The organism is Staphylococcus sp. FSL W8-0056 (genome assembly GCF_037963075.1).
Classification (GTDB): domain Bacteria; phylum Bacillota; class Bacilli; order Staphylococcales; family Staphylococcaceae; genus Staphylococcus; species Staphylococcus aureus.
In genome coordinates this window covers 644,341-657,800 of record NZ_CP150142.1, presented here as the reverse complement: position 1 = coordinate 657,800, position 13,460 = coordinate 644,341, and the positions used below count along the sequence as shown (strand labels likewise).

The 13,460-nt window shown below is 32.3% G+C and carries 8 protein-coding genes; 2 read left to right on the top strand and 6 right to left on the bottom strand.

Annotation, left to right across the window (positions count from 1 at the left end; all coding sequences use genetic code 11):
* Positions 1–57: 57 nt before the first annotated feature.
* From clpB to NSS86_RS03410, 3 genes are all read right to left on the bottom strand, one after another.
* Complete coding sequence (clpB, locus tag NSS86_RS03420; protein WP_000353954.1) at positions 58–2,667, bottom strand: ATP-dependent chaperone ClpB; 2,610 nt, start codon at positions 2,665–2,667, stop codon at positions 58–60.
* Between the two features lie 202 nt (positions 2,668–2,869).
* Positions 2,870–4,684: an acyltransferase family protein gene (locus tag NSS86_RS03415; RefSeq protein ID WP_001044230.1), complete on the bottom strand. Its 1,815-nt coding sequence runs from the start codon at positions 4,682–4,684 to the stop codon at positions 2,870–2,872.
* Between the two features lie 547 nt (positions 4,685–5,231).
* Positions 5,232–5,540 carry a metal-sulfur cluster assembly factor gene (locus NSS86_RS03410; RefSeq protein WP_000390575.1) on the bottom strand — a complete coding sequence of 103 codons (309 nt, stop codon included), beginning with the start codon at positions 5,538–5,540 and terminating at the stop codon, positions 5,232–5,234.
* 113 nt (positions 5,541–5,653) lie between these two features.
* On the opposite strand from NSS86_RS03410, the gene NSS86_RS03405 reads away from it, so the two are divergent.
* Together NSS86_RS03405 and NSS86_RS03400 are read left to right on the top strand one after the other, a co-directional pair.
* Positions 5,654–6,478 carry a Cof-type HAD-IIB family hydrolase gene (locus NSS86_RS03405; protein ID WP_001182436.1) on the top strand — a complete coding sequence of 275 codons (825 nt, stop codon included), beginning with the start codon at positions 5,654–5,656 and terminating at the stop codon, positions 6,476–6,478.
* Positions 6,479–6,529: 51 nt separating this feature from the next.
* Positions 6,530–7,846 (top strand): CoA-disulfide reductase, encoded by a 1,317-nt coding sequence (locus NSS86_RS03400; RefSeq protein ID WP_001124506.1) that lies wholly within the window; start codon positions 6,530–6,532, stop codon positions 7,844–7,846.
* 171 nt (positions 7,847–8,017) lie between these two features.
* On the opposite strand, the gene NSS86_RS03395 is transcribed toward NSS86_RS03400, so the two are convergent.
* The 3 genes from NSS86_RS03395 to addA form a co-directional block, all read right to left on the bottom strand.
* On the bottom strand, positions 8,018–8,407 hold the full coding sequence (locus NSS86_RS03395; protein WP_339302334.1) for a YisL family protein: 390 nt from the start codon (positions 8,405–8,407) through the stop codon (positions 8,018–8,020).
* Between the two features lie 328 nt (positions 8,408–8,735).
* Positions 8,736–9,638: a fumarylacetoacetate hydrolase family protein gene (locus tag NSS86_RS03390; protein WP_000670752.1), complete on the bottom strand. Its 903-nt coding sequence runs from the start codon at positions 9,636–9,638 to the stop codon at positions 8,736–8,738.
* A gap of 165 nt (positions 9,639–9,803) precedes the next feature.
* Entirely contained in the window at positions 9,804–13,457 is a 3,654-nt protein-coding gene (addA, locus tag NSS86_RS03385) for a helicase-exonuclease AddAB subunit AddA (RefSeq protein ID WP_339302333.1), read from the bottom strand.
* Between the last annotated feature and the right edge of the window lie 3 nt (positions 13,458–13,460).

Genomic DNA, 13,460 nt, shown 5'->3' with positions numbered 1-13,460 from the left:
AAATTTCAAATCTAAAAAACCAAGAATGCGATTAATCATCACATTCTTGGTTCAATTTTATTCATGAATTTTTTCAACATTAAACGTTAAGTTATTGTCTGAATTTAAATTAACTTTAATCGTTGTACCTTCTGGGAATCCCTCTTTAATCATCATACGTGCTAATGGTGTTTCAATTTGGCGTTGTACAAAACGTTTTAATGGTCTTGCACCGTATTGAGGTTCATAAGCTTCTTGACCTAGCCAAGCTTTAGCATCATCAGAAACTTCAATTGAGATTCGCTGTTCTAATAATCTTATATTTAATTGCGTTAATATTTTGTCTACAATCATACTCATGTCATCAATAGATAGAGGTTTAAATAATACGATGTCATCCATACGATTCAAAATTTCTGGTTTGAAATATGCATTTAAATTTGTCATAACAGCTTTTTCTGTTGATTCTGTAATTTCACCAGTCTCTTTTACGTTTTCTAATAAAACTTGAGATCCAATATTACTTGTCATAATAATAATAGTATTTTTAAAATCAACGCTACGTCCTTTAGAATCAGTTAAACGGCCTTCATCTAAAATTTGCAATAATACATTAAAGACGTCAGTATGCGCTTTTTCAACCTCATCTAATAAGATAACTGAGTATGGATTACGACGAACCGCTTCAGTTAATTGACCCCCTTCATCATGTCCAATATATCCTGGAGGTGCCCCTATCAATCTTGATACTGCATGTTTTTCCATATATTCACTCATATCAATACGAATCATATGTTTTTCAGAATCAAATAATGATGCAGCTAATGATTTAGCTAATTCAGTTTTACCTACTCCAGTTGGACCTAGGAATAAGAAACTACCAATAGGTCTGTTTGGATCTTTAATACCTGCTCTTGCTCTAACTACTGCATCTGAAACCAGGTCAACCGCTTTATCTTGACCTACAACACGTTTATGCAAGATGTCACTTAAGTGAAGTAATTTTTCACGTTCTGTTTCAACTAATTTTGAAACTGGTATGCCTGTCCATTGGCTGACAATATCGCCAATTTCTTCGTCTGTTACAACTTCACGAATCATTCGATCTGTATCTTCACCTTGCTCATCTTGGAAATTATCCTCTAATTCTCTAAGTTCTTTTTCCAATTGAGGAATTGTTCCATATTGTAGTTCAGCAGCTTTTTCTAAATTGTTATTTGTTTGTGCATCTTCCAACGCTTGTCTACTTTCATCTAGTTGCGCACGTTTTTCTTGTAAATTTGCTATTTTTTCTTTTTCTGATTCTACACGAGATTGAAGTGCTGCTTGTTTCTCTTTTTCATTGGCAAGCTCTTCTTGTAGTTCTTGTAATCTCTGTTTGCTCGCATTGTCAGATTCATTTTTAAGTGCGCTTTCTTCAATTTCTAATTGCATGACACGTCTATTAACTTGATCCAATTCAGTTGGATTTGATCCCATTTCCGTACGAATTGTTGCACATGCTTGGTCAACTAAATCAATCGCTTTATCTGGTAAAAAACGATCAGTGATGTAACGATCAGACAATTCAGCGGCAGCAACTAAGGCTCTATCTTGAATACGCACACCATGATACACTTCATATCGTTCTTTTAAACCACGTAAAATTGAAATTGTATCTTCAACATCAGGCTCACTAACTGCTACTTTTTGGAAACGACGCTCTAATGCCGAATCTTTTTCAATATATTCTCGATATTCATTTAAAGTTGTTGCACCAATACAATGTAACTCTCCTCGTGCTAACATTGGTTTTAGCATGTTGCCTGCATCCATGGCACCATCTGTTTTACCAGCACCTACAAGCATATGGATTTCATCAATAAATAATATAATTCTACCATCAGACTCTTTAACTTCTTTTAGGACTGCTTTTAATCTCTCTTCAAATTCACCACGATATTTAGCGCCCGCTACTAATGCGCTTAAATCTAACTCAAAAACAGTTTTATCTAATAATGATTCTGGCACATCTTTCTTAACTATACGTTGCGCTAATCCTTCAACAATTGCAGTTTTACCAACACCTGGTTCACCAATGAGCACAGGGTTGTTTTTAGTTTTACGACTTAAAATACGAATCGTATTTCGAATTTCTTCATCTCTTCCTATAACAGGATCCATTTTACCTTGTCTAACTTCTTCTACTAAGTCGCGGCCATATTTAGCTAATGCTTCGTAATTAACTTCTGGATTTTGTGATGTCACGTGATTTCCCCCTCTTACTTTTTTAATAATTTCTTTGATAACTTCTACTTTATTATTTATATAATGTTTTGTTGTTTGATCAATGTCCATTGCCGAACGTAAAATATGCTCCATTGAAATATATTCATCTTCATATTCTTTCATGTATGATTCAGCCTTAGTTATCAATTGGTTTGCTTGTTGGCTAATATATTGACCATATTGTATATTGTCACCTTCTACAGATGCATACGTGTTTAGTTTGTCTTCATAAGCTTTGTTTAATTGATCTACCTCAATATTTGCTCGTTCTAAAATACTTTTATATAAGCTTTCACTTTCATTTAAGGCAGCGCTTAAAATTGCCTCAATTTCTATATTTTGTAATTTATGTTGCTGACTCAGTTCAACTGCTTGTTGTAAAGCACTTTGAACAGCATATGTCATTTTATTTATATCCATATAATTTCACCTCTAATTTGTAGAGTTGGTCAAGTTGCACTTTTGACTTTGACTTTCTTTGACCTTAATTATATTATAGTCCCAATATAATCATTTATCAACTCTTTTACACTTAAATTTCCTAATATTTGTAAATATTTTTTTGAATAAAAAAATCTAGCTAATGTTACGTTACACATTAACTAGACTTATTAAACATATGTTATTTCTTTTTAAGTGCTTTTAATATTTCATCTTTTAAAGCTAGGACTCCTTTGTACTCTAAATGTACACCGTCTGGTGCAAAATATTCACTATGTCCTTGTGATCGCTTATTCCAATCAATTAATGTGACATTGGACTTTCGTTTCGCCGCGTCAGCTAATAATCGATTTACATTTGCCTCATAAATTCTTGGAACACGTGTATTAACTAAATAAATCTTGGCTTTTCCAAATTGATTAAGTAAATCGTCGAGCTGTTTGACAGTAAAGTCGCCATTTGTACCTAATTCTAATACGACTTGATCAGATGATTTTTTATATTGTGAATAATTCGCTTTAACTAAAGGTAAGGTTTGATACAATTGACGCCCTACTTTTCCATCAATTCTAGACTTAGGAACTGATGACTTAAATGACTCACCGATATCAACCATTACTGAATCACCGATTAAAAGAGGTTTAATATTATTATATACGTCGGAAGATTCCTTTTTCTTCTCACTTACTAAGCCATCAATGTGAATGTTATCAATTGGTGCTATCCGCATTAAATAATTATCTTCAATAGTGGTATCAAAGCTATTCGCTTTTTCTCCAATAATGTCTTTACCATATTTATTGAATGCACCTACTAAAATCAACATAAATGGAATTAACAAGGTTACTACAATTGCCATTCTTATAAATTGTGGTATATAAGAAGGTCGCCAATTTAAAGCTTTAATACCTTCTTTTCTAAATGGAGTTTCTATAAAGCGATATGATAGCTCTGCAAATATAATTGTTAAACTTATATCTATAAAGTACACATATACAGGTATCTGTCCATCTACATAGTAACTATGTACGAAACTAATTACTGCAAAATGCCATAAATATAAACTATAAGACCTTTTCCCGATAAATACTAACACTGGATTTGAAAATATCTTCGCTATCCATGTAGATGGATGAACGACACTGGCAATAATAAATAACGTTAATATGGATATTAAATAGAAACCACCATCATATATCCAATTCGTCTCATCATTAATAATGAAAAATAATAATATAAGTACTATAAATGATAAACTACCTATGCTATCAATAACATATTTTACAACTTTAGGTGGATCATTTTTCAATTTAAACGGTGGCCATAAAAAAGCTAAAATAACACCCAGTAACAATGTCTGTAATCTAGTATCTGTACCAAAATACACTCGTGAATGATCCCCATTAATACTGTAGATAAACATCATTAACCCTAAAGAAATTATTGATACTCCCCAAAAAATAAATCCTATTTTGTATCGCTTTTTAATTGTTAACAATAATGTAACCAAAATAACTGGGAAAAATATGTAAAACTGTTCTTCAATTGCTAAAGACCATAAATGCTTTAATGGCATAAATGAAAATTGCTCAAAATAATTAACATCTTTTGCTATATACCACCAGTTTGATACATAAAATATCGCAGCAATAATATCATGTTTAACCCTAATGATATTATCTGATTTTAATAATAAGGTTGCTGTCCCTACAACCATTAATAAAACTATGACTGCTGGTAATAAACGTTTTAAACGACGTATCCAAAAGCTTTTCAATTTAATGATACCTGTGTCATCATACTCTTTGAGTAATAAGCTTGTAATTAAATAACCAGAGATCACAAAAAATGTATCCACACCTAAAAAGCCACCTGTCAACCATTGCTTGTTTAAGTGGTAAATAATAATTCCTAGAACAGCGATTGCCCTCAAACCATCGAGCCCTGGCATATATCTCATTTTCTTATACTTTGTAAAACCCTTTGTTTTGTTCATTTTTGCATTCTTCCCTTTTAAAACTGTTCTTCTTAGATGCTTAATTAAATTTAGTTATGCTGTTTAAAAGAATATTGAAATGCATATGTATATTATTGAATTACGACATCATCAAAATCATATTGACTAAAATACTGTTAAATTAAAAAAATTACCAATGATGATTCTTACTTCGAAATCCAATTTGTAATGCAACTCGGCAACTTAAAAACTATGAAGTATTATGTATTGTAATATAACTGTAATATAAATTCAATTTATTATAAAAATTTCCAAGAAAATATTCAACTAGAAAATGAATTGTGCACTCTTGGAAGTGCAAGTCACTGTCTTAATTCATATTTTTTGAAACAAGTTAGATATAAATTTTCAAAATGAAATCAGAACCTAGAACATAAATAAGGCTCCCTTCAAAATTTTCATTTTTCAATGTCTACTTTGAAGGGAGCTTATTCACAATGAATTATACTCTACAATGTTATATTGACTGCGGGGACCCAACACAGAGAATTTCTAAAAGAAATTCTACAGGCAATGCACGTTTATGTTAGCTCACACCAAGTGCAATCTTAGCGTAACGTGACATCATATCTTTTGTCCAAGGTGGACTCCATACGATATTCACTTCAGTATCCTGAATTTCAGGAATCTCTGCTAATACTGTTTTAACTTGATCAATAATTTGAGGTCCCATTGGACATCCCATTGATGTTAAAGTCATATCAACTGTACATACGCCTTCATCATCAACATTCACTTTGTATACTAAACCTAAATTAACGATATCAATTCCTAATTCAGGGTCAATTACCATTTCTAATGCACCTAAGATACTATCTTTCAATGCCTCTTCCATCCATATCACCTCTTTAATGTCATATTATTCATAATATATCAAATATCCGACAAAACGCCAATAAAATGCTATGATGTATCTATATGAACTAAGCAACTTATGAGGAGAGAGATATGCAACCACATTTAATATGTCTAGACTTAGACGGAACATTATTAAACGATAACAAAGAAATTTCATCATATACTAAACAAGTATTAAATGAATTACAACAACGTGGACACCAAATTATGATTGCGACTGGCAGACCTTATCGTGCAAGTCAAATGTATTATCATGAATTAAATTTAACGACACCAATTGTTAATTTTAATGGCGCTTACGTACATCACCCTAAAGATAAAAACTTCAAAACTTGCCATGAAATTTTAGATTTAGGCATCGCACAAAACATTATTCAAGGATTACAACAATATCAAGTATCGAATATTATAGCAGAAGTGAAAGATTATGTTTTCATTAACAATCATGATCCAAGATTATTTGAAGGTTTTTCAATGGGTAATCCAAGAATTCAAACTGGTAATTTACTTGTCCACTTGAAAGAATCCCCTACCTCAATTTTAATTGAAGCCGAAGAAAGTAAAATACCTGAAATCAAAAATATGCTTACTCATTTTTATGCCGATCATATTGAGCATCGACGCTGGGGCGCACCATTCCCTGTCATTGAAATTGTAAAACTTGGTATTAATAAAGCAAGAGGCATTGAGCAAGTTAGACAATTTTTAAATATTGACCGAAATAATATTATTGCATTCGGTGATGAAGATAATGATATTGAAATGATTGAGTACGCCCGCCATGGTGTTGCTATGGAAAATGGTTTGCAAGAACTTAAAGATGTAGCGAACAATATTACATTCAACAATAATGAAGATGGCATTGGTCGATATTTGAATGATTTCTTTAATTTAAATATTAGATATTACTGTTAATTTATAACTAATCATTTTATAATATTTTAAAACAATAGGAGGTAAGTTACGATGCCCAAAATAGTCGTAGTCGGAGCAGTCGCTGGCGGTGCAACATGTGCCAGCCAAATTCGACGTTTAGATAAAGAAAGTGACATTATTATTTTTGAAAAAGATCGTGATATGAGCTTTGCTAATTGTGCATTGCCTTATGTCATTGGCGAAGTTGTTGAAGATAGAAAATATGCTTTAGCGTATACACCTGAAAAATTTTATGATAGAAAGCAAATTACAGTAAAAACTTATCATGAAGTTATTGCAATCAATGATGAAAGACAAACTGTAACTGTATTAAATAGAAAGACCAACGAACAATTTGAAGAATCTTACGATAAACTCATTTTAAGCCCTGGTGCAAGTGCAAATAGCCTTGGCTTTGAAAGTGATATTACATTTACACTTAGAAATTTAGAAGACACTGATGCTATCGATCAATTCATCAAAGCAAATCAAGTTGATAAAGTATTGGTTATAGGTGCAGGGTATGTTTCATTAGAAGTTCTTGAAAATCTTTACGAACGTGGTTTACACCCTACTTTAATTCATCGATCTGATAAGATAAATAAATTAATGGATGCTGACATGAATCAACCTATACTTGATGAATTAGATAAGCGGGAGATTCCATACCGTTTAAATGAGGAAATTGATGCTATCAATGGAAATGAAATTACATTTAAATCAGGAAAAGTTGAACATTACGATATGATTATTGAAGGTGTCGGTACTCACCCCAATTCAAAATTTATCGAAAGTTCAAATATCAAACTTGATCGAAAAGGTTTCATACCGGTAAACGATAAATTTGAAACAAATGTTCCAAACATTTATGCAATAGGCGATATTGCAACATCACATTATCGACATGTCGATCTACCGGCTAGTGTTCCTTTAGCTTGGGGCGCTCACCGTGCAGCAAGTATTGTTGCCGAACAAATTGCTGGAAATGACACTATTGAATTCAAAGGCTTCTTAGGCAACAATATTGTGAAGTTCTTTGATTATACATTTGCGAGTGTCGGCGTTAAACCAAATGAACTAAAGCAATTTGACTATAAAATGGTGGAAGTCACTCAAGGTGCACACGCGAATTATTACCCAGGAAATTCCCCTTTACACTTAAGGGTATATTATGACACTTCAAACCGTCAGATTTTAAGAGCAGCTGCAGTAGGAAAAGAAGGTGCAGATAAACGTATTGATGTACTATCGATGGCAATGATGAACCAGCTAACTGTAGATGAGTTAACTGAGTTTGAAGTGGCTTATGCACCACCATATAGCCACCCTAAAGATTTAATCAATATGATTGGTTACAAAGCTAAATAAATGAATCATGCGATTCAATCTAATCTTAATTGTCTAGGTTAGAATTATGTTGGACTGGTACTACTATCCAGTCCTTTTTTTATGTTTAAACATTTTTAGAATCAAAAAAGACATAAGGTCTTGGACTAATAATTGTCCATGCCTTATGTCATATACTATATGTCTTATCAATTAGCCAATACCGAATAATTTTGATATAGGCCCTAACGGTAGAATGACACCTAATACCATTGTGATGATAATTAATGCCATTGTTATCCAAAACATTTTGTGACTTTGTTCATGTCTCTTTCTTTTAGCAATCGACACTTCCATCAATCCAACTACTGCAACACCACACAGCATTTTCAATGTAAGCAACATATGATTTGCCCCGCCATTCATAAATGACTGAATTAATATCCAAAATCCTGAAATTAACGTCAACAGCATAAATAAGCGTAAAATCATGTGCAACGGTTTGAAAAATGGTGATCCGCCTTGATTTTTTGAAATGTTTAAGTATGTAGCGATAAATAAAATAATCGCTAATACCCAACTTAATATATGTAAATATAACATACTGATTCCCCCCACTTTAATTATTTATATTATTAAATTAAAGCTTCTTGGGATTAATACCCACTTGCTTGTAATTTAATCATGATTTGATTATACACGAATATATATTCTACCACACTTCTATATTTGAGAGGAAGAACATGACATTTTATTCCTTATTAGAATATTGTGAATCTGCTGTAAAATAATCAACTACTTCTTAATATCAATATTTCACTTTCATCTCAAAATGGTAACATTATAAATAATTTATCTTTAACACCTTTTTAGAAAAGCAAGAAAAAACTAACCAATCTATATAAAGACTGGTTAGCTTTTTAAATGATAATTATTTAGCGATATAAGTTGTCAGCGTTCCAATATTATCAATAGTCACTTTAACTTCATCACCTGGTTGTAAAAATTTAGGTGGTTGCATACCTGCACCAACGCCTGCTGGTGTACCAGTTGCAATAATATCTCCCGGATGTAGTGCAACATATTTTGAAATTTCTTCTATTAATTCATCAATTTTAAGAATCATTTCGCCAGTGTTACCATCTTGTCTAATTTCATTGTTAACTTTTGTAACAATATTTACATTTTCAGGTAATGGTAGTTCGTCTTTAGTAACGATATAAGGACCCATTGGGCAACCGCCAGTTAAACTTTTTGATAAAAATGCTTGATCTTGTTCACTTTGTGCTTTGCGATCAGTGATATCGTTAATAATTGTATAGCCGTAAACATAATCTAAAGCTAATGCTTTTGGAATCTTTTCACCAGACTTACCAATAACAATACCTAATTCACCTTCATAATCTAATTGATCAGTAATATCTTTATGATTTGGAATTGTTGCATTATCTCCTGTTAAAGATGACGCTGCTTTTGTAAATACATATAATTTTTCTACTTCATGATTTAATTCGTTCGCATGATCTTTGTAATTTCTACCAAAAGCAATCACATTATTCGGAGGTGTTACTGGTGGTAAGAATTCAATGTCATTAAATGAAATTTTATAGTCTTCAGCTTTGCCGCTATCTTCTGCTGCTACAACTGCTTTACGTACTTGTTCTTGAAAATCTAAAGTATGATTTTGTTGTAAACCAGCTAACAATGTTTTAGGATGGAAATCTCCTTCTGCAAAGTCAGCAAATACTTGTGTTAAATCCCATACAGCATCTTCGCGTTTTACTTTAACGCCATATGAAGTTTTGTCATTATACTTGAATGATAAGAATTTCATTCATTCTCAACTCCTCATCTTTATCTTAATTCACATTATAACTTTTTTCGTTATCAAATAACAAATAAATAAGTAAGACAATTTTGAAAATGAGTTGTGTTCATTCTGCTACAAGGACTTTGCACTTAATCGAAATTATTTTTTATTCTTTTGAAAATCAAAATACTACAGTTGCAATGTACCAAATTTGAAGAAGTATAAATAACCTTTAACTTCTTTATTAAGTATCGTTTGAAGCGTATTTTGATAATATTTCATCTGTATCTTATATTTATTTTTTAATTGTGTACCAATTTCTTCATCTGTCATCCCACGGCGACGATTAAATGCATCGGTTTTATAGTCTACAAAATAATGCACACCATCTTTAACAAAGATTAAGTCAATCATACCTTGAATAATTGAGACGTCTTCGTCTCCTTGTGGCAATTGGTCAACTAATGCTTGGTTAACTACAAACGGTAATTCACGATAAACTTGCTCTGCTTCAGCAATAATCGAATATAACTCACTATTGATAAATGTCATTATTTCATCCATACGGATATCTTTTTTCGCATCTGCTTCGATAATATGTTTATCGATTAATCCATCGATATACTGATGTAACTCAACTTCAGATATGCGTTCTTTTTTGAATGGTAAATGTTGCATCACTGTATGCATTAACGTACCAATTTCATTCGCTTTTCGTTTACCTTGTTCACTTAGAAATTTAGGTCGTTCATACGTTGAAAAACCGATACGATATTGTCTTACTCGTTCGTAACTTGTGCCACTTTCTTCTGTTTCATATTGCCTTTTCAATTCAGAAACAGATTGTTTTGATGGCTTTTTAGTATCATTTACATATGGATATTGATAATCAAGTTGGTGTTTAATTTGTGCTTTAACATCCTCATTACCATTTTGCATAGTTTCTAATTGATTAACCGAACGATATTCATTATTATCTAAAATGGTTTCTGTAGACACATCTTCAAAGTATATAATTGAAATATTTACATTCGGACGACTACTATCTTCAACTTGTGCTATATCTTTTTCAAATTTTAAATCATCTGGAATTGACGCAGATTGATGTTTAGATAAAATACTATAAATAAGATGGAACGGATTTGGTGAAGTTAATCGTTCATTGACAGCAATGTGCTCACCAGAAATAGACAATTGCTCTAGTTCTAGTAACGATTTATCATTTTTCACTCTACCAATTAAATAAAGTTGTTCTTTCGCTCTTGTTAATGCTACATAGACTAATCGCATTTCTTCTGACACAAGTTCTTTTTCGGCAACAGCTTTATATGCAACCGAAGCTAAAGATGGAAATGCCATTTCTTTATCCACATCAAAATAATCCATTCCGAGACCAAATTGCTGATTTAAAATAACTGGTTGTTTCAAATCACGTTTATTAAAATCTTTTGACAATCCAGAATAAATGACAAATGGAAACTCTAGACCTTTACTACTATGAATTGTCATCATTCTAACAACATTATCGTTTGGACCAACTACATTTTCCTCACCAAAATCTTTGCCTCTTTCAATCAATTCATCGATAAAACGAATAAATTGATATAAACCTCTAAAACTTGAATTCTCAAACTCGATAGCTTTATTAAATAAACCATAAAGGTTTGCACGTCGTCCACGTCCACCAATAAGTCCACTAAAGTATTGAATAACATAATGATCATTATAAAATTTATCAATTAACTGATACACCGGATGATCTTTACTATATTGTTGGTAACTTTGAATATCTGATAAAAACATTTTTAATTTATCAACTAAAATAGCATCTGCTGCTTCGTCATTAATGTAATTTACAATCGATTGATAGAAGTAGTCATCATTTGGACTCAATATTCTAATTTGAGCTAATTCGTCTTCTTTGAACTGATATATAACGGAGCGCATTAACCCAACTAAATAAATATCTTGTAATGGATTATCTATCGCTCTTAAAAATGATAATACTAAGCGGACTTCTGTTTGTTCAAAGTAACCTTCACGACTATTCACATGGAATGGAATATCTTCATTTTTAAAGGCTTGTTGTAAATTGCGAGCTTGTCCAAAGCTGCGTTCTAGAATAACGATATCTTTGTATGTCGCACTTCTATAGCTTCCTGTTTTCATATCATAAACTTTTTGATGTTCTAAGATATCTTTAACTTGTTCTACTATAAAATGCGCTTCTTGTTCACTACCAGTTAAATCACTATGTTCTTGATCCGCTTCAACAAGCACTTTTAAGTTTACTGGATGGTCCGATTCATCATATGGTGCACCATAATACAACTGTGCCGCTTCATCATATTTTACTTCACCGACTTGTTCATCCATCATATGTTTGAATATATAGTTAGTCGTTGACAGTACTTCTTTTCGAGAACGGAAGTTTTGCGACAAATCAATTCGACGTCCAGTGCCATCTCCATCTATAGTAAAGCGTTGATACTTTTCAATAAATAAACTTGGATCAGCTTGTCTAAATTTATAAATGGATTGCTTAACATCTCCAACCATAAATAAATTACCATTATGTTCATCACCCGTTTTGATGCAAGATAGTATTTTCTCTTGAACCCGGTTCGTATCTTGATACTCATCGACCAATATTTCTTGAAAGTGTTGACGGTATGATTCGGCAATTTCTGAAGGCGAACCATCCTCATTAGTTAAAATTTGTAATGCAAAATGTTCATAATCAGAAAAATCCAGAATATTTTTGCTACGCTTTTTTCGATTGAATTCTGACATAACATCTTTCACAATACGCGCAAGGTACTTTACTCGTGGCGCCAATTGTTGCATATCAGCTTTCAAATCATCAGCTTCTCTTGAAAAGTAATCATTTTTCACTTTATCAATTAATGATTTATATTTTTTATACTGAAGTTTAGCATCTTCTAAGGCATCGACCATCATTTCATTTGCTTCTTTAATTTTCGCTGTTACATTAGGCAAACGCGCGCCAAATTCGTGATCAGTTAAATAAGGTATATCAATAAAACCACCTTCTAAAACACGCCCCATTAAACGTCGTTCATCTTCTATAACAGCTAAATGTTTATCGACGCCATCCATCATACTAAACAAATCATACGCCTTATTTAAAGCATCATAGGCAGCTGTGATAAATACTTTAGATAAGTCTGTTAGTAGTTGAATAAGTTGCGCTTGTTGTGCTTCTTCTTCGTATGGTGTCACCAATTGATCCAACCAATTTGTAGGATTTGGATTTGCAACGCTAAAGAAATACGATTGTTTAATAATCATTCGAAACTGATCATCACTTCTATCTGAAGACAATTGTTCTGTTAATTCAATAAAAGCAGGATCAAGGATATCGTAATGTTGTTCTATGACCTCATCTATCGTTTGTTCTAATAATAAAATATTTTCAGCTTCACTGCTTGTTCTAAAGTTCGGGTCAATATTTAATACATCATAATGCTGTTGAATTAATTTCAAGCAAAAACTATGAAGTGTAGATATTTGTGCTTGATGAATTTTGATGCGTTGGTTTTTCAAGTGTGCATTTGCAGGATCAGCAATCGATGCCTCTTGAATACGTTGGTCTACACGATGCTTCATTTCACGTGCGCTTAAGTTTGTAAACGTTACGACTAAAAGTCGATCGACATCAATGCCATCACGTAAAATCTTTTGGATAATACGCTCAACTAGTACAGCTGTTTTACCTGAACCTGCCGCGGCTGCAACAAGTACATCTTGTCCAGTTGCGTAAATACTTTGCCATTGCGCGTCAGTCCAAATCACGCCTTGTGGTTTCTCTGGAATTGTCATCTA